Here is a 17,458-nt window from a genome sequence, read left to right on the forward strand (position 1 = left end):
CTGCGCGCCGGAGCCTCCCCTCCGGCGCGCGTTTCACTGTGAACGTCCCATCTGTTAGGTTAGCGATATGACACTCCGCAGCTTTGTCCCGAAGGGTGCGGCCAGTTTCCGGGTCGATTACGACGGGCCGCCCAAAGACATCTACTTTGTGCTTCTGCCGAAGCTGACCATGCTGGCCTTCAGCGCTGCGGTGGAGCCGTTGCGGATCGCCAATCAGGTCACCGGCAAGGAGCTGTACCGCTGGTTCCTGCTGAGCGAGGACGGCGCACCGGTGCCCTGCTCCAACGGGATCGGTATCAACACCGACATGGCGCTGGAAGACCTGCCGCGGGGCAGTTTCGGGTTTGTCTGTGCGGGCATTGAACCCTCAGAAAGCGCCAGCCCCAAGGTGCTGTCCTGGATGCGGCGGCAGAATGCCCATGGCAGCCGCTTTGGCGGCATTTGCACCGGGGCTTTTGCTTTGGCCCAGGCCGGGCTTTTGCAGGGGCAGCGCTTTACCCTGCATTGGGAGAACCAGCCGTCGTTTTCCGAATATTTCCCGGGGCTTGAGCCGACGTCGAACCTATATGAGATCGACCGAGGGCTGATGACCTGCGGCGGCGGCAATGCGGCCACCGATATGATGCTGGAGATGATCGAGACCGACCACAGCAAGGATCTGGCGGTGATTGTCTCTGACATGTGCATCCACTTCCGGTCCAACAACCGCGAGGCGCTGCAGAAGTCGGCCTATTCGGTAGCGCTGAGCAGCCGCAACCAGCATCTGATCAACGCCATGCAGTTCATGCACGACACCATCGAGGAGCCGGTGGAGGTCGGAGTGGTGGCGGAGCACGCGCAGATTTCGCGGCGCCAGCTGGAGCGGCTGTTCCAGCGTTATGTCGGTACCTCACCGGTGCAGTTCTATATCGACCTGCGCGTGGGCCGGGCACTGGCGCTGCTGAATGAGACCAACATGACGGTGGCAGAAATATCCGCCGCCACCGGCTTCAGCAGCGCGACCCAGCTGTCGATCCGCTTCAAGAAGCGGTACGGGCAGTCGCCTTCGTCCTTCCGCAAGAGCTGGGCAGAGAAGGCAGCCAAGGAGTAGGCTCAGCCCTCGTCACTGGCCAGCGCGGTGCTGAGTTCGCTGATCTTTTCCAGCCGGGCCGAGATCCGGTCCTGAAAGCGCCCCAGCTCGTCGATGATGGTGTTCAGGGTCTCGCCGACATTGCCGAGCCGGGCGCATTCGATTTTGCACAGCACCCGGGTTGTGGTCAGCGCCATGAAATGGCGGTGCAGGGTCTGGCACGCCTTCTGGATGCGGTCGGCCTCGAAGCGGACGTCCTGCAGGCTGCTCCGCGCCTTGCTGAACTGGATACCGGTAAGGTCGCTCAGAATGCCCTGCTCGCGGGTGATGTCGGTCGCTGCGCTGCCGTCTTCCTGTTCCAACTGATGGCCGCATTCGGTAAGTATGCGGGCCAGCCCCTCGACAAAGATGGCCGCCGTTACCGTACCCTTGATTGCGCGGAAGTTGCTGTCCTTGCCCCAGACGTGGGCCTCAAACCAGTCCGACATGTCGCGCGACATGGCGCTGTAGTTCTGGGACAGCACTGTCACCGGGCCGCCGGCCGGTTCGATGCGCGAGGCAATGACCCGCAGGTTATGAGGGATGGTGCGCATCGATTCAAACTCCTGCACCAGCGCCTCGGTCTCCGCCACCAGCTGCCCGGCGGTGGAATGCATTGCGCGGCGTTCGGCGAGACGTGCGCAAGGCGGGCGTTTCAGGCCCGCATCACGCGCCAGCAGTTCCTCAGCCAAAGCGTGTCCGGCAAAGTCGCTGTAGGTGGCAAAGCCCAGCTCGCGCAGGCGGGCCAGCAGCCGGGCAGCGCTGTCCTCGGGGCTCAGCTCCTCTGCCTGTTCGGCTTGGCGCAGGGCGGCGTATTCCTGCTGCACTGTCTTGAGCAGCGGGCTGGTCGGTTTGATACGGGCGGAGAGATAGCCGCCGTCGCAAGGGGTGACCACTGCAAAAACCCAGTAATAGCTGCCGTCGCTGGCGCGGTTCTTGACATAGGCGCCAACGGTTTCGCCGCCCTTGATCGTATCCCACAACAGCTGGAACACCGCGCGCGGCATGTCCGGGTGGCGGATCACCTTGTGCGGCGCCCCCAGCAGCTTTTCCAGCGGGTATTTGGCGACCCGGCTGAACACGGCATTGCCGGCCTGGATCACACCGCGGGGATCGGTGCGGGAAAAGAACACTTCATCAAGGGCAAAGGCCGATTCCCGGCCCGTGGATTGAGCAGCCAGCGCGCGGTCTTCAAAGGACACGTTTCGGTTCCTGTAAGTGGTTGTCTTGTACCGGTCCTGTTTACCGGCCAGTGCTTGCCGAAATGCTAATGAGGGGCGGATGGCGCATGTTTTCCCGCCCCTGCATTCCTACGGTTCAGGCCGCGGCGTTCTGCGCCTGCGCCGGGGCCTGGCGGCTGTCCTCCAGCGTCACCCCGAGGCTTTCGCAGAGCGGGAGGCGGCGGGCTGCGAAATTACCCGCACGGGCACGCAGGAGGGCGAGGTTTTCCTCCTCCGTCTCCAGCACCCGTCCGTCGTGCTGCAGGCGCTGGCCCTGCGGCGCCAGAATGCGCCAGGCCAGGGCGGCCCAGTCCGCGGGCGTCTCCAGCCCCTCGCTGCGGGCAAGAAGAAACAGCTGCTCGAACCGGTCCAGTTCCACCCCGCCGCCGGTGACGGGTGAAGCGAGATAGCGCAGGGCATCGCTTTCCTCGGCCCGCTTGCAGACCGCGAGGTTGAAGGCGCGGCAAGCGGCGGTGCGGTGCTCCAGCCCCACCTGCGGCAAGGCCGGGGCGATCTGGCCGGTGCCGGCCAGCACCGTCAGCATCCGGGTTATGGCGCCCCACTCCATGGTGCCGAAGGCGCCCTGATCCAGCAGGCTGCGCACCGTGGCCGGGCCTTGGGAGAGCGCCTGCAGCACGGGCGCGTATTCTGCCTGCGCCAGCGGCACATCCTGACTGCGGTGGTGGAATTTGAGCGCGCCGCCATTGTAGGGGCGGGTCAGGGCCAATGTTGTGGCAAACCAGGCGCCGATTTCACCGCGCGGGGTATGCGCCAGCCGCCCTTTGACAAAAACATCGGTGCGGAAGTGCTCGTTCAGCAGCACATCGCGCAGGCCTTCGCGGCGGACCGGGTCGCTTTCGCTGTCCAGCAGGGCGCGTTGTTCTGGCGTGAAGCGGACACAGTCGAGATTGTCCATCAGGCTGACGGAGCCTGCAAAGCTGAGCTTGGCGGTGCCCAGTTCGGCGGCAAGGTCCTCGAAGAAGAAAGGGGTCCAATCCTTGTTGAAATACTCATGCGCCACATAGTTTTCAGGCATCGACGCCATATGCTCAAGGCGGGCAGCAACCGCCGGGTTCCGTTCGAAATAACCGCCACCGGCACCGGCCAGCTGGCGGCCAAACGCCATCGCTTCCCTGATCCGGTCTTGCAGGGTGCCCCGGCCCTGCTCTGCCCGGCTGGCCAGGATCCGGCGCAGCGGCATCGCGGCGGCCCAGCCGGGCTGGGTGTTGCTGCTGACATAGACCAAGCCGCCCGGTTTCAGCCGGTCGGCAATGAAGCGCAGGATATGCTGGCGATTCTCCTCTGACACCCAGCTGTAGACCCCGTGCAGCGCGATGATGTCGAAGGACGCAGGCAGGCCGGAGGTATCGCCGAAATCCTCGAAGCTGCGCTCGTGGAAGAACATGTTGTCCAGCGCCGCCTCCTGCGCCAGCTCGACGGCGCCTGCGATATGGGAGGGGCTGAAATCCATGGCGTGAAATTCGATATGCGGGTTGGCGGCAGCCAGCAGGTTGGCTGAGAACCCCTGGCCGCAGCCCAGCTCGCAATAGGTGAGGCCTGCGCCGTCCAGCCCGTGCCGGTGGCCCTGGGCGGTTGCGGTGAAGCCCAGCAAGGCTGGGGTCAGCTGGCGGTGGAAGTCGAAGGTGTAGTCGATGCCGGCGACATAGCCGGAGGTCCAATCGGTCACGGGGAATCCTGCTGGTTAGGTAAACGTCATTCAGGGCAATTTCGGAAAATTTGGTGAGAATTGGGTTAAGGCTTGGGTGATTTGAACAGCGGCCGGGGACGGTGGCGAAATGCGGAAAAGGATCCCTGCTGGCGGGATACGCTGCCCGTCTCAAGGGCAGATCCGGGGCCGGCTCGGACAGGCCGGGTGCCCTGTGGTACACTCGGCCGGAGCCTGCTGGGAGGAGTTGATGAGGAAAATGCTTTTGGCAATCGCTGCCGCAATGGTCATGGCCACTTCGGTAAGCGCCGCCGCTCAGGCCGGTTCAGGCACTGATCCGGCCGAACAACTGATCACCGACTATGAATCCATCGTTGCGGTCGAGCATGATTCCCGTCACCTCTACCACCTTCAAACCAAGGCACTTGTTGCGCATCTCGGTGGCTGGGCCCGCCCGGCCAATGAAGACGGCTCTGAGATCGACGTGTTCTCCGGCGTTTCCAAACAGGTCATCCCGCTCAACCTCAACCGGATCAAGGCGCAGCTGCGCAGAGGCCGCACGGATGAGCAAACCGCGTCGGAAATGTCCGAAATAATCGCGCTGTTTGAGACCGCGATTGCAACCGGGCAGGAAATCTCAACCCTTCTGGAAGCGGGGAAATTCGAGCAGGCCAGTGAACTCTACCGGACCCGGTCGGTCCCGGAGTATGAAAAACTCTGGCGGCGGACGTTCACCCTGATGCGCGGGATCGAGCGCAGGCTTTGATGCCTGGCAAGGCAGGCTCCATGCCCGGCTGATTGTGCCGTTTTCAGTCTGCCGCCCGGAGTTTCAGCAAAACTCCGGCTAGAAAAATTGCCAGATTTCCTGGGCGTTTCCCTCCCAGGAAAACGTCTTAGGCGGCCCAACAAAAAACCGGCCCCCACTGGGAGCCGGCTTCTTATTCGTCCAATCCGCGCCTGGATCAGAGGGACATATGGGTGCCCAGGGCTTCCATGTCGGCGAGCAGCTTGGCTGCGTCCTCGACCAGACCGTGCGGCTGGTCTTCCTCTTTCGCGGTCTTGTACATCTCGCGGGCTTCCTCGATCAGATCGTTCATCTGATCGCGGGTCATCTCGGCCATCGGGATCGCGCGTTCGGCCAGAACCGACAGGCTGTCGCCTGCGATTTCGGCAAAACCGCCGGTCACCAGATACTCCGAATTGCCTTCGGGGCTTTCGACCTTCAGCACGCCGGGGCGCAGGGTGGTGATGGTCGGCGCGTGCTGAGGCATCGCCGTCATGTCACCCTCGGCTCCGGGGATCTGAACCGCGCTTGCCTGCAGCGAAGCCAGGCTCCGCTCGGGGCTCACGAGGTCGAATTGCATCGTTTGTGCCATTGGGGCCTCCTTTCAGGGTCCCCCCGCACCGCGAGGGCGCGGGGGAAAATCCGTTCTTAGGCGGCTTCCGCAGCCATCTTCTCGGCTTTGGCGATCACTTCGTCGATGCCGCCAACCATGTAGAAGGCGCCTTCGGGCAGGTGGTCGTATTCGCCAGCCACAACGGCCTTGAACGACGAGATGGTGTCTTCCAGGGAAACCTGGACACCGTCGGAGCCGGTGAAGACCTTCGCAACGTCGAACGGCTGGGACAGGAAACGCTGGATCTTACGCGCACGCGCAACGGTCAGCTTGTCCTCTTCCGACAGTTCGTCCATGCCGAGGATCGCGATGATGTCCTGCAGCGACTTGTAGCGCTGGAGGATTTGCTGAACGTCGGAAGCCACTGCGTAGTGCTCCTCGCCAACGATCTGCGGGTCCATCAGGCGCGACGAGCTATCGAGCGGGTCCACAGCGGGGTAGATGCCGAGCTCGGAGATCGCACGGTTAAGAACGGTGGTCGCGTCCAGGTGGGCAAAGGTGGTTGCCGGTGCCGGGTCGGTAAGGTCGTCCGCGGGAACGTAGACGGCCTGGATCGAGGTGATCGAGCCGTTCTTGGTGGAGGTGATGCGTTCCTGCATCGCGCCCATGTCGGTTGCCAGGGTCGGCTGGTAGCCCACAGCCGAAGGAATACGGCCGAGCAGAGCGGACACCTCAGAACCGGCCTGGGTGAAGCGGAAGATGTTGTCCACGAAGAACAGAACGTCGGTGCCGGACTGGTCGCGGAACTGTTCGGCCAGGGTCAGGCCGGTCAGCGCAACACGGGCACGGGCTCCCGGAGGTTCGTTCATCTGACCGTAAACCAGGGCCACCTGGGACTCTTCCAGGTTGTCCGGCTTGATCACGTTGGATTCGATCATTTCCCAGTACAGGTCGTTGCCTTCACGGGTCCGCTCGCCAACACCGGCGAACACGGAGTAGCCCGAGTGCACTTTTGCGATGTTGTTGATCAGTTCCATGATGAGAACGGTCTTGCCCACGCCGGCGCCGCCGAACAGGCCGATCTTGCCGCCTTTGGAGTAAGGCGCCAGCAGGTCGATCACCTTGATGCCGGTCACCAGAACTTCCGACTCGGTCGACTGTTCGTTGAACTCGGGTGCCGGCTGGTGGATGGCGCGGGTCTCGGATGCGTTGACCGGGCCCTTTTCGTCCACGGGCTCGCCCACGACGTTCAGGATGCGGCCCAGGGTGGCGTTGCCGACCGGGATCGAGATCGGGGCGCCGGTGTCGGTCACTTCCTGACCGCGGACCAGGCCCTCGGTTGCGTCCATTGCGATGGTGCGGACGGTGTTTTCGCCGAGGTGCTGAGCCACTTCGAGAACCAGGGTCTTGCCGTCGTTCTCAGTGTTCAGTGCGTTCAGAATTGCGGGCAGGTGGTCGTCAAACTGGACGTCCACAACGGCGCCGATGATCTGGGTCACCTTGCCTTTTGCTTGTGCCATTAGTTGGTCTCCGGTTGTCTCTTAGAGCGCCTCAGCGCCCGAAATGATTTCAATCAGCTCATTGGTGATCACGGCCTGGCGCGAGCGGTTGAACTGGATGGTCAGTTTGTCGATCATGTCGCCCGCGTTGCGGGTCGCATTGTCCATCGCGCTCATCCGCGCACCCTGTTCGGATGCACCGTTTTCCAGCAGGGCCGAGAAGATCTGGGTCGCCACGCCGCGCGGCAGCAGGTCCGCAAGGATCTGCTCTTCGCCGGGCTCGTAGTCATAGACGGCGCCAGTGCTTTCGCCTTCCGATGCCTCGAAGGACGCCGGAATGATCTGCTGTGCGGTGGGGATCTGGGTCACGACGTTGACGAACTCCGCGTAGAAGATCGTGGCAACGTCGAATTCACCTGCGTCAAAGCGGGTGAGGATCCCCTTGGCGATGTCCTGCGCGTTGGCATAGCCAACACGTTTGACTTCGCTCAGGTCCACATGGCCGATGAAGTCATCGCCAAGGTCGCGCTTCAGGGCATCGCGGCCCTTCTTGCCGACGGTGAGGATCTTCACCGTCTTGCCCGCGGCCTTCAGCTCAGCCGCCTTTTGGCGGGCGAGCTTGGCAATGTTCGAGTTGAAGCCGCCGCACAGGCCGCGCTCGGCGGTCATGACGACAAGCAGCTGGACTTGGTCGCTGCCGGTGCCGCGAAGCAGCTTGGGCGCTGACTCGCTGCCGCCGACCGAGGCCGCCAGCCCTGCCATCACGGCATTGAACCGCTTGGTATAGGGACGGGAGTCCTCGGCAGCTTCCTGGGCGCGGCGAAGTTTCGCCGCGGCCACCATCTGCATGGCTTTGGTGATCTTGCGGGTCGATTTGACCGACTCGATCCTGGTTTTAAGGTCCTTAAGACTCGGCATTGCCTCGTCCCCCCTTAAGCGAAGCTAGCGGCGAACTCGTCCAGCGCAGCCTTTACCTTGTCAGCCAGCTCGTCCTTCACCTTACGGTCGTTGTTGGTGATGTCGGCAAGCAGGTCGGCATGTTTGCCGCGCAGGTGGCTCAGCAGGCCTGCCTCGTAGCGGCCGACGTCCTTGACGTCGACTTTGTCGAGGTAGCCGTTGGTGCCGGCGAAGATGACGCAGACGATTTCGGCGTTGGTCAGCGGCGAGTACTGCGGCTGCTTCATCAGCTCGGTCAGACGGGCGCCACGGGCCAGCAGCTGCTGGGTGGCGGCATCCAGGTCGGAGCCGAACTGCGCAAAGGCAGCCATTTCGCGGTACTGAGCCAGCGACAGCTTAACCGGGCCTGCAACCGAGGACATCGCCTTGGTCTGGGCCGAGGAGCCAACGCGGGAAACCGACAGACCGGTGTTCACGGCGGGGCGGATGCCCTGGTAGAACAGTTCGGTTTCCAGGAAGATCTGGCCGTCGGTGATCGAGATCACGTTGGTCGGAATAAATGCGGACACGTCGCCGCCCTGGGTTTCGATGATCGGCAGCGCGGTCAGCGAGCCGGCACCGAAGTCCTCGTTCAGCTTGGCCGAACGCTCCAGCAGGCGGGAGTGCAGGTAGAAAACGTCGCCCGGGTAAGCTTCACGTCCCGGTGGACGACGCAGCAGCAGCGACATCTGACGGTAAGCAACCGCCTGTTTGGACAGGTCATCATAGATGATCAGCGCGTGGCGGCCGTTGTCACGGAAGAATTCTGCCATTGCGGTTGCGGCGTAGGGCGCCAGGAACTGCAGCGGTGCCGGGTCGGACGCGGTTGCGGCCACAACGATGGAGTATTCCATCGCGCCGGACTCTTCCAGTTTCTTCACCAGCTGAGCCACGGTGGAGCGCTTCTGGCCAACCGCGACGTAAACGCAGTACAGCTTCTTGCTCTCGTCGTCGCCGGCGGCGTCGTTGTAGGATTTCTGGTTCAGCATCGCGTCCAGAGCAACGGCGGTTTTGCCGGTCTGACGGTCGCCGATGATCAGCTCGCGCTGGCCGCGGCCGATCGGGATCATCGCGTCAACGGACTTGAGGCCGGTTGCCATCGGCTCGTGAACCGACTTACGCGGGATGATGCCCGGCGCCTTCACGTCGGCCACGCCGCGGGTGACGTCTTCGATCGGACCCTTGCCGTCCAGCGGGTTGCCCAGGCCGTCAACAACGCGGCCCAGCAGGCCGTTGCCGACCGGAACGTCCACGATGGCGTTGGTGCGCTTGACGGTGTCGCCTTCTTTAATGTCGCGGTCGGAGCCGAAGATCACGATACCGACGTTGTCGGCTTCGAGGTTCAGCGCCATGCCCATGATGCCGCCCGGGAACTCGACCATTTCGCCGGCCTGGACGTTGTCGAGGCCGTAAACGCGGGCAATACCGTCACCGACGGACAGCACGCGGCCGATTTCTGCCACTTCGGCTTCTTGACCAAAATTCTTGATCTGGTCTTTCAGGATCGCAGAAATCTCTGCTGCTTGGATACCCATTTATCCGACCTCTTTCATTGCATTCTGTAGGGAGTTGAGCTTGGAGCGGATCGAGCTGTCGATCATCTTCGAGCCCACTTTAACGACAAGACCGCCGATGATGGAGGCATCGACGGAAGCATTGATGGTAACTTTCTTGCCCACGCGCTCGGCCAGGGTCTTGGCCAGCTTTTCGCTTTGGGTCTTGGTCAGCGCCTTGGCGGAAACCACCTCGGCGGTCACTTCGCCGCGGGCGTCAGCCAGACGGGCGCGCAGCGCCTCGATCAGCGCGGGCAGCACGAACAGGCGGCGTTTGTCTGCCATCAGGGCCAGGGTGTTGCGCAGGACGGGATCAATGCCCATCTTGTCTGCCACCGCGGTGATTGCGGCGCCCTGCTCTTCGCGCGACACAAGCGGCGAATGGATCAGGCTGTTAAGCTCTTGGCTGTCAGCCAGCGCGGCTGCCAGATCATTGATGCTGGTTTCAAGGCTGTCGAGCGCCTTGTTTTCTTCCGCGATGTCGAACACCGCCGTGGCATAGCGCGCGGCAATGCCTGCAGAAATCGAAGCTGGTTCGGACACGTCCACCCTTCCGATATGTTTTTGGCCCCGGTTGGCGTACCTGGCGATCAGGAGGCGTCCGGGGGCGTGAGACATCCCCCTTGGCAGCGGGGCGTTGAAATCAGCGTGGGTCTAGCAGAGCGGATGCGACCTATCAACTGCCTATAACGGTAACAGGAAAAAGCTTGTTTTCATTGTTTTCAACGGCTTGCAGCAAGTGCGGCCCTTTGACCACAGTCGTTTTTTAAAAAAGTGCGGCTGAACTGCAGGATTTGGCGATTCCGGAAAGCGGCATTTACGCCAAAAAACGTCACATATGGAGAAAAAACCACCCAAATGGGCGGTGCGGACAGATTTCGGGAATCGAAATGCAACGCCGTTTTGCCGCCGCATGGCCTCTTGAAAGGAAAGGCGCGCTCTTGCTTGCAGCGAGCCGCCCCGAGTGCTGGACAAACCCCTGTTTCGGCGCAATTGTGACGATTATTGAAAAAAATGATTCAACCGAAGGACCCGCAGTATGCTTGCCGCAATCCTGATGGCCACGGCCGGCGTCGCCGCAGCAGCCGCCGTCATCGACTCGATCAACGACGAAGACGATGCCCCCGTCCCCCCTGACGAGCCGGAACTGCTCCCCGAGCCGGAGCCAGAACCCGAGCCTGAATTTGAGGAAACCGTTCGCGGCACGGCCGGAGACGACGTGCTTGAGATATTCAGCGGCCAGACCGGGTTTGGCCTGGACGGCAACGACACTCTCGGCCAGCGCTTTGAGGACAATCTCACCCTGCATGGCGGTGACGGGGATGACTACCTGTACTTTGGCAACAACGGCATCGCCACAGGCGGGGACGGAAACGACACGATTGATGCGGGATCCTTCATCGAAGTGTCCGGCGGTCAGGGCGACGACGAAATCAGCGCCGGCCGGGAAGCCGAGGTTGATGGCGGCAGCGGCAATGATACGATCAGCGCAGGCTTGCAAGGTACCGTTACGGGCGGTGCCGGAAATGATCTCATTGACAGCGGCAGGGAGAGCGCGGTTTCAGGCGGCACCGGCGACGACACGCTGAGCGGTTCAAGCGGCAGCACGCTTGAAGGCGGCGCCGGAAACGACGAAATCCACCTCCGGCCCTGGTCTGGCGAACGTGCTTACGGCAGCGGCGGTGACGGCGCAGATAACCTGACCGGCAACGGCCACGTGGATCTTCATGGCGGTGAAGGCAACGACACGCTGACCTATACCCACGCCTTTGACCGGAGCGAGGCCCCTGGCATTCTGACAGGCGGCGCCGGGGCAGATGTGTTCAACGTTGGGACGACGCATACCGGCGCGACAATCACGGATGCGGAGAAGACAACCGCCATCATCCGGGACTTTGACCCCGAGGAAGATGTACTGGCGCTTTATACCGGCGAATTCGAGGGACAGGATTTTGGCAGCATAGTGGAGTTTGAAACGCGCCCTGACGGGGACAGCACAGAGGTGGTTGTTCGCTTTACAGGTTCCCATGCCGCCTCTGACGCCTACGTCAAGACGGCGGTGATCCGGGTGGAAGGTGTCAGCGATCTCTCTGCAGACCAGATCCTGCTGATCGACAGCGGCGGACCGGAGCTTGACCCGGTGTTTGGCGACGGCACCGGTGAAACCTACGCTGGCGGCAGCTCCTCCTATTATTCCACTTTTGGCGGAGATGACACTGTTGAGGCGGGCGGCATTCACGATGTTGCACGGCTGGGAGACGGCAATGACGTGCTGACCGCCACCAGCCACAGCCTGTCGGTGAACGCCGGCAACGGCGATGATGCCATTGTCTGGACCCCTGCCGGATCTTCGGACAGCGGCAGCATCATCGACCTGGGCGCAGGCGATGACACGCTGACGGCCAGCGGTGACAACCTTGAGGTCCGCACTGGCCTGGGCACGGATGTGGTCGACATTTCCCGCGACGCCGGCGCAGACATCGAAGTCCAGAGCCAGGGCGGCAATCAGCTCAGCGTTGGCATGGGCCACGATGTGCATATGGCTGGCGATGGCGACCGGATGACCGTGAATATCTACCCTGAGCATCTGGACCGGGACTCGGGGCTGCTGACGCTGGCTAGCTCAAGCGTCACGGATTTCACCGTCACATTGAACCTGCCTTCGGAGATTGAAGGCCCCCTCGAAATCACCCGCGAATTCGACGGGCGGTATGAGCAGCAGGAAGTCTACCGCTACACGTTCGCGGCTGAGGATGGGACTGAGCTGCTGGTGATGGACATTCCGGAGGGCAACGCATTCTCCGCGGATGATGTCATCGTGAACAGAGACGTGGTGTTTACCTGATTGCCAGAGCCGGGCGGTTCTGATTGCCCCGGTGCCGCTTCAGGCCGGTTCCGGCATCGGGTTTGACAGCCCCTCCAGCACCCGGATGCGGCTGGGCGACTTGGTGCGGGTCATGTGGCCTTTTTGCGGGTAGGTCTGCTTGCTGACTTCGACCATGAACACCCCGCCGGCCAGCATTGCGGGCAGCTTGCGGCCCATCTTTTCCAGCATAGCGCCGGATTTCAGCCAAAACCGCTTGTGGCTGGGCAGCCGGTAGAGCGCGGCGGTGTGCTGCTCAATGGCGAACTGATGTTCGCGCAGCTGCCCCTCCAGCTGGCGCAATGTGTAGGGCCGGCCAAAGCCGAAGGGCGTCAAATCGGAGCGCGCCCAGAGGCCCGCCCGGTTCGGGACAATGAAAATCGCCCGTCCGCCCGGCCCCAGCGCCCGCCAGCATTCCTCCAGGAGCTTGCTGGGCCGTTCCGAGGTTTCCAGCCCGTGCATCACCACCAGCCGGTCAGCTCGGCCGGTGTCGATGGGCCAGCTGGTCTCCTCGCACAGGACCGAAACGTTCGGCATGCCTGCAGGCCATTGCATCACCCCCTGCGGCCCCGGCATAAGCGCCATCACCCGGCGCGCCTCCGGCAGGTAGGGGCGCAACAGCGGTGCAGCAAAGCCGAAGCCTGCCACTGTCAGGCCGGCGGCCTCCGGCCACAGCTCCAGCAGACGGCCGCGGATCGAGGCCTGCGCCGCACGCCCCAGGGTGCTGCGGTAGTAGAAGTTCCTGAGATCCTGAACATCAAGATGCATTGCGGGCGCCTGCTGCTTCGGCCAATCTGGGCGCAGTTTAGCAATGTAAAGGCGAATGACCATGCCTCTTGAGATCATCACCCTGCCCTGCCTGTCGGATAACTATGCCTTTTTGATCCATAATCCGGCCTCGGGTGAGACCGCGCTGGTGGATGCGCCCGAGGCAGGCGCCGTCAAGGCCGCCCTGTCTGAGCGCGGCTGGGGGCTGGACTGGATTCTGCTGACCCATCATCACTGGGACCATGTCGATGGTGCAGCCAAACTTCAGATGGAGTTCGGTGCCAAGATCATTGGGGCTGCAACCGATGCCCACCGCCTACCTGAGCTGGACCTTGCAGTCGAAGACGGCGGCAGTTTCACGCTGCTGGGGGAAGACGTGCAGGTGATGGATGTGTCCGGCCATACAGTGGGTCATATCGCCTTTTACATACCCGGCGCGGCGGCGGTTTTCACCGCCGACAGCCTGATGGCGCTGGGATGCGGACGGCTGTTTGAGGGCACACCCCAGCGGATGTGGGCCAGCCTGTCGAAACTTGCCGCGCTGCCACCGCAAACTATGGTTTATTCAGGACATGAATACACCCAGGCTAACGGTGCTTTTGCGGTCACCGTGGACCCCGGCAACCCGGCGTTGCAGGCGCGGGTAAGTGATATCGCAAAGGCCCGCGAAAGCGGCACCCCCACGGTGCCGTCCTCCCTGCAATTGGAACTTGACACCAATCCGTTCCTGCGTGCCGGTGACAGTGCCGTGAGAGCACATCTGGGCATGCAAGGCGCTGAAGACGCAGAGGTTTTTGCCGAAATCCGCAAGCGCAAAGACAATTTTTGAGCAAATCAAGGGTATCGGGGCGCAACAGGGAGAAAATAATTGTGACCCCAAAATGAAGAAAAGACCTTGAAGCCGGCGCTCTATCAACCAAACTCTAACCTTATAAGCACATGGTTGAACTGAGGGGTTGGTTAATACCGCCCCACCGGCCAACCCAAGATCAGAGGAGCACGACCGTGCCTTCATTCTCGAGCACCCTGGAACAGGCCATTCACGCAGCGCTGGCGCTGGCGAATGAACGCCGTCATGAATTCGCAACCCTGGAACATCTGCTTCTGGCCCTGATCGACGAGCCCGACGCGGCCCGCGTGATGCGCGCCTGCAGCGTCGACCTTTCGGAATTGCGATCCTCACTTGTGGAATTCGTGGATGAGGATCTTGCCAACCTTGTGACCGACATCGACGGATCGGAGGCGGTGCCGACCGCGGCCTTCCAGCGCGTCATCCAGCGCGCCGCGATCCACGTCCAGAGTTCGGGACGGACTGAGGTAACGGGGGCGAATGTGCTGGTCGCCATCTTTGCCGAGCGCGAGAGCGACGCCGCCTATTTCCTGCAGGACCAGGAGATGACCCGCTATGATGCAGTGAACTTCATCGCCCATGGCGTCGCCAAGGACCCGGCCTACGGGGAATCCCGCCCGGTATCCGGTGCCACCGAGCAGGAAGAAGACAACCTGACCGCCGCACCCGAGGGCGAAAAGAAGGAGTCGGCGCTGGCGAAATACTGCGTCGACCTGAACGCAAAATCCCGCGACGGCGACATCGACCCGCTGATCGGCCGCGACCACGAAGTGGAGCGCTGTATCCAGGTGCTGTGCCGCCGCCGCAAGAACAACCCGCTGCTGGTGGGCGACCCCGGTGTCGGCAAGACCGCCATCGCCGAGGGCCTGGCGCGGCGCATCGTATCCGGCGAAACCCCGGAAATCCTGTCGGAAACCACCATCTACTCGCTCGACATGGGCGCGCTTCTGGCGGGCACCCGCTATCGCGGCGATTTCGAGGAACGGTTGAAGGCCGTGGTCTCCGAGCTGGAGGAGCATCCGGACGCGGTGCTGTTCATCGACGAGATCCACACCGTGATTGGTGCCGGTGCAACTTCCGGCGGTGCCATGGACGCCTCCAACCTGCTGAAGCCTGCGCTGCAGGGCGGCAAGCTGCGCACCATGGGCTCCACCACCTACAAGGAGTTCCGCCAGCACTTCGAGAAGGACCGCGCGCTGTCCCGCCGGTTCCAGAAGATCGACGTGAACGAGCCGACGGTGGAGGATTCCATCGAGATCCTGAAGGGCCTGAAGCCCTATTTCGAGGAGCACCACGGCATCAAGTTCACTGGCGATGCGATCAAGACCGCGGTGGAACTGTCGGCGCGCTACATCAACGACCGCAAGCTGCCGGACAAGGCCATCGACGTGATCGACGAGGCCGGCGCCGCGCAGCATCTGATCATCGAGAGCAAGCGCCGCAAGACCATCGGCGTCAAGGAAATCGAGGCTGTTGTGGCCAAGATCGCCCGCATCCCGCCCAAGAACGTCTCCAAGGACGATGCCGAGGTGCTGAAGGATCTGGAGAAGTCGCTGAAGCGCGTGGTGTTCGGCCAGGACGACGCCATCACCGCGTTGTCGAGCGCCATCAAGCTGGCCCGTGCCGGACTGCGCGAGCCGGAGAAGCCCATCGGCAACTACCTGTTTGCAGGCCCCACCGGCGTCGGCAAGACCGAGGTGGCCAAGCAGCTGGCTGATCAGCTGGGGGTGGAACTGCTGCGTTTCGACATGTCGGAATACATGGAGAAACACGCTGTTTCCCGCCTGATCGGCGCACCGCCGGGCTATGTCGGGTTCGACCAGGGCGGCCTGCTGACCGATGGTGTCGACCAGCACCCGCACTGCGTTCTGCTGCTCGATGAGATCGAGAAGGCGCATCCGGATGTCTACAACATCCTGCTGCAGGTGATGGACAACGGCCAGCTGACCGACCACAACGGCCGCACCGTGAACTTCCGCAACGTGATCCTGATCATGACCTCCAACGCGGGTGCATCGGAACAGGCAAAGGCCGCCATCGGCTTTGGCCGCGACCGCCGCGAGGGCGAGGACACCGCCGCCATCGAGCGCACCTTCACGCCGGAGTTCCGCAACCGCCTGGATGCGGTGATCTCCTTCGCGCCGCTGGGCAAAGAGGTGATCCTGCAGGTGGTCGAGAAGTTCGTGCTGCAGCTGGAAGCGCAGCTGATGGACCGGAATGTGTCGATCGAGCTGACCCGCAAGGCAGCCGAATGGCTGGCTGAGAAGGGCTATGACGACCGCATGGGCGCGCGCCCGCTGGGCCGTGTCATTCAGGAGCACATCAAGAAGCCGCTGGCCGAGGAGCTGTTGTTCGGCAAGCTCACCAAGGGCGGCGTGGTCCAGGTCGGCATCAAGGACGGCAAGCTGGATCTGCGCCTGGAAGGCCCGGGCAAGCCGCGGATCTCCGGTGACAAGCCGCCGCTGCTGACCGCGGACTGATGCGCCTCGCATCCCTGCTGACATTACTATCGCTCGCCGCGCCCGCCGCGGCGGGCGATTTTGTTTTGCAGTTCCCGCTGGACTGCACCCTGGGTGAGGACTGCCGCATCCAGCAGTTCGTGGACCGCGATCCCGGTAAAGAGGCAACCGATTTCACCTGCGGCACGCTCAGCTATGACGGCCACAAGGGCACCGACTTTGCCTTGCCCTACTTGTCGGACATGCACGCAGGTGTTGCCGTGCGCGCGGCGGCGGATGGTGTCGTCCGCGGCACCCGGAATTCGATGCCGGATCAGTATGCCAATGGCCAGAACGAAGCCGCCATAGACGGCAAGGAATGCGGCAACGGCGTGGTGCTAAGCCACGGCAGCGGCTGGGAGACCCAATACTGCCACATGAAGCGCGGCTCGGTCCGGGTTGAAAGCGGCCAGAAGGTCCGGGCCGGTGATGTGCTGGGCGAGGTTGGCCTGTCCGGCCAGACCCAGTTCCCGCATCTGCACCTGTCGGTGCGCAAGGACGGCGCGGTGGTGGACCCGTTTGCGCCGGACAGCCTGGACAGCTGCGGCGGACCCGCCTCGCATACCCTGTGGGCCGATCCCCTGCCCTACCAGCCGGGCGGGCTGATCGGAGCCGGATTTTCCACGGCCATTCCGGAATTTGACGCAATTCAGGCCGGCACCGCTGATCAAGCACCACTGGCTGCGGATGCGCCTGCGCTGGTGTTCTGGGCCTATGCCTATGGCAGCCAGGCTGGCGACAAGCTGGAGTTGAGCGTGACCGGTCCAGGCGGTGAGCTGGTCTCGCACAGCGAAGCGCTGGAGCGCACACAGGCGCAACTGTTCCGCGCGGCCGGGCGCCGCCTGCGCGGCGGGCAATGGCCTGCAGGCACCTATACCGGAACCGCCCGGCTGATGCGGGACGGCACCGAAGTGGACAGGTTTTCCCGTACCATGGTGATCCCGCCCGCCTGAGGCGCAGTCTCTCAACGGTATTGCAACCGCCGCTGCCGGGGCGTCAGCCGCGGCAGCGGCCCGGCGCGGCGGCCCGGCAGGGCCGGCTGGCGCCGGGCGGGAGGCCTCTGCCTGCGGGCTGCCGTGCGGCCGGAAGCCGCTTCTAATTTGATAAATCCGGAAACCGCAATAGTTTATAGGACAGCCCTACTGCCCGGTGGGGCAGCA

General features: G+C 62.9%; 15 protein-coding genes. 7 read left to right on the forward strand and 8 right to left on the reverse strand.

From position 1 onward, the window contains the following. The first annotated feature begins 67 nt into the window (after positions 1–67). On the forward strand, positions 68–1,090 hold the full coding sequence (locus tag RA25_RS18815; protein ID WP_039174429.1) for a GlxA family transcriptional regulator: 1,023 nt from the start codon (positions 68–70) through the stop codon (positions 1,088–1,090). A 2-nt stretch (positions 1,091–1,092) separates the two neighbouring features. Here the strand turns inward: RA25_RS18815 and RA25_RS18820 are convergent, their stop codons facing one another. Both RA25_RS18820 and RA25_RS18825 read right to left on the reverse strand, forming a co-directional pair. Then, the gene (locus RA25_RS18820) at positions 1,093–2,310 is read right to left on the reverse strand and encodes a PAS domain-containing protein (protein ID WP_039174430.1); all 1,218 of its coding nucleotides are present in this window, start codon (positions 2,308–2,310) and stop codon (positions 1,093–1,095) included. Positions 2,311–2,425: 115 nt separating this feature from the next. Further along, complete coding sequence (locus RA25_RS18825) at positions 2,426–4,015, reverse strand: class I SAM-dependent methyltransferase (protein ID WP_019298632.1); 1,590 nt, start codon at positions 4,013–4,015, stop codon at positions 2,426–2,428. A 229-nt stretch (positions 4,016–4,244) separates the two neighbouring features. Here RA25_RS18825 and RA25_RS18830 point away from each other — a divergent pair, with 229 nt between their 5' ends. Further along, on the forward strand, positions 4,245–4,760 hold the full coding sequence (locus RA25_RS18830; protein WP_152610568.1) for a hypothetical protein: 516 nt from the start codon (positions 4,245–4,247) through the stop codon (positions 4,758–4,760). A gap of 196 nt (positions 4,761–4,956) precedes the next feature. Here the strand turns inward: RA25_RS18830 and RA25_RS18835 are convergent, their stop codons facing one another. The 5 genes from RA25_RS18835 to RA25_RS18855 are packed head-to-tail and all read right to left on the reverse strand — an operon-like array spanning position 4,957 to position 9,862. Then, positions 4,957–5,370 carry a F0F1 ATP synthase subunit epsilon gene (locus RA25_RS18835; RefSeq protein WP_019298630.1) on the reverse strand — a complete coding sequence of 138 codons (414 nt, stop codon included), beginning with the start codon at positions 5,368–5,370 and terminating at the stop codon, positions 4,957–4,959. Positions 5,371–5,426: 56 nt separating this feature from the next. Further along, positions 5,427–6,851 (reverse strand): F0F1 ATP synthase subunit beta, encoded by a 1,425-nt coding sequence (gene atpD, locus RA25_RS18840; protein WP_019298629.1) that lies wholly within the window; start codon positions 6,849–6,851, stop codon positions 5,427–5,429. A 21-nt stretch (positions 6,852–6,872) separates the two neighbouring features. Next, on the reverse strand, positions 6,873–7,748 hold the full coding sequence (locus RA25_RS18845; RefSeq protein WP_019298628.1) for a F0F1 ATP synthase subunit gamma: 876 nt from the start codon (positions 7,746–7,748) through the stop codon (positions 6,873–6,875). Between the two features lie 14 nt (positions 7,749–7,762). After that, on the reverse strand, positions 7,763–9,301 hold the full coding sequence (gene atpA, locus RA25_RS18850; protein WP_019298627.1) for a F0F1 ATP synthase subunit alpha: 1,539 nt from the start codon (positions 9,299–9,301) through the stop codon (positions 7,763–7,765). After that, the gene (locus RA25_RS18855; protein WP_039174431.1) at positions 9,302–9,862 is read right to left on the reverse strand and encodes a F0F1 ATP synthase subunit delta; all 561 of its coding nucleotides are present in this window, start codon (positions 9,860–9,862) and stop codon (positions 9,302–9,304) included. It abuts the gene before it with no gap. A gap of 251 nt (positions 9,863–10,113) precedes the next feature. Here RA25_RS18855 and RA25_RS23140 point away from each other — a divergent pair, with 251 nt between their 5' ends. Together RA25_RS23140 and RA25_RS18860 are read left to right on the forward strand one after the other, a co-directional pair. Beyond that, positions 10,114–10,377 carry a hypothetical protein gene (locus tag RA25_RS23140; protein ID WP_206539705.1) on the forward strand — a complete coding sequence of 88 codons (264 nt, stop codon included), beginning with the start codon at positions 10,114–10,116 and terminating at the stop codon, positions 10,375–10,377. Continuing rightward, positions 10,359–12,164 (forward strand): hypothetical protein, encoded by a 1,806-nt coding sequence (locus RA25_RS18860; protein WP_039174432.1) that lies wholly within the window; start codon positions 10,359–10,361, stop codon positions 12,162–12,164. The genes RA25_RS23140 and RA25_RS18860 overlap by 19 nt, the downstream gene beginning before the upstream one ends. Positions 12,165–12,203: 39 nt before the next feature. Here the strand turns inward: RA25_RS18860 and RA25_RS18865 are convergent, their stop codons facing one another. Then, positions 12,204–12,950 (reverse strand): class I SAM-dependent methyltransferase, encoded by a 747-nt coding sequence (locus tag RA25_RS18865; protein WP_019298624.1) that lies wholly within the window; start codon positions 12,948–12,950, stop codon positions 12,204–12,206. A 55-nt stretch (positions 12,951–13,005) separates the two neighbouring features. On the opposite strand from RA25_RS18865, the gene gloB reads away from it, so the two are divergent. From gloB to RA25_RS18880, 3 genes are all read left to right on the forward strand, one after another. After that, on the forward strand, positions 13,006–13,779 hold the full coding sequence (gloB, locus tag RA25_RS18870) for a hydroxyacylglutathione hydrolase (RefSeq protein WP_039174433.1): 774 nt from the start codon (positions 13,006–13,008) through the stop codon (positions 13,777–13,779). Between the two features lie 176 nt (positions 13,780–13,955). Beyond that, positions 13,956–16,280, forward strand: coding sequence for an ATP-dependent Clp protease ATP-binding subunit ClpA (gene clpA, locus RA25_RS18875; RefSeq protein WP_019298622.1), 2,325 nt, complete (start codon positions 13,956–13,958; stop codon positions 16,278–16,280). Then, positions 16,280–17,251: a M23 family metallopeptidase gene (locus tag RA25_RS18880; protein ID WP_039174434.1), complete on the forward strand. Its 972-nt coding sequence runs from the start codon at positions 16,280–16,282 to the stop codon at positions 17,249–17,251. The genes clpA and RA25_RS18880 overlap by 1 nt, the downstream gene beginning before the upstream one ends. Positions 17,252–17,458: the final 207 nt, after the last annotated feature.

This window comes from Leisingera sp. ANG-S5 (assembly GCF_000813925.1).
Classification (GTDB): Bacteria; Pseudomonadota; Alphaproteobacteria; order Rhodobacterales; family Rhodobacteraceae; genus Leisingera.

Excerpts from the sequence above, each read along its gene's own strand:
- RA25_RS18815 (WP_039174429.1), top strand. The coding sequence starts at position 68 with ATGACACTCCGCAGCTTTGTCCCGAAGGGTGCGGCCAGTTTCCGGGTC.
- RA25_RS18830 (WP_152610568.1), top strand. The coding sequence starts at position 4,245 with ATGAGGAAAATGCTTTTGGCAATCGCTGCCGCAATGGTCATGGCCACT.
- RA25_RS18835 (WP_019298630.1), bottom strand. The coding sequence starts at position 5,370 with ATGGCACAAACGATGCAATTCGACCTCGTGAGCCCCGAGCGGAGCCTG.
- atpD (WP_019298629.1), bottom strand. The coding sequence starts at position 6,851 with ATGGCACAAGCAAAAGGCAAGGTGACCCAGATCATCGGCGCCGTTGTG.
- RA25_RS18845 (WP_019298628.1), bottom strand. The coding sequence starts at position 7,748 with ATGCCGAGTCTTAAGGACCTTAAAACCAGGATCGAGTCGGTCAAATCG.
- atpA (WP_019298627.1), bottom strand. The coding sequence starts at position 9,301 with ATGGGTATCCAAGCAGCAGAGATTTCTGCGATCCTGAAAGACCAGATC.
- RA25_RS18860 (WP_039174432.1), top strand. The coding sequence starts at position 10,359 with ATGCTTGCCGCAATCCTGATGGCCACGGCCGGCGTCGCCGCAGCAGCC.
- RA25_RS18865 (WP_019298624.1), bottom strand. The coding sequence starts at position 12,950 with ATGCATCTTGATGTTCAGGATCTCAGGAACTTCTACTACCGCAGCACC.
- gloB (WP_039174433.1), top strand. The coding sequence starts at position 13,006 with ATGACCATGCCTCTTGAGATCATCACCCTGCCCTGCCTGTCGGATAAC.
- RA25_RS18880 (WP_039174434.1), top strand. The coding sequence starts at position 16,280 with ATGCGCCTCGCATCCCTGCTGACATTACTATCGCTCGCCGCGCCCGCC.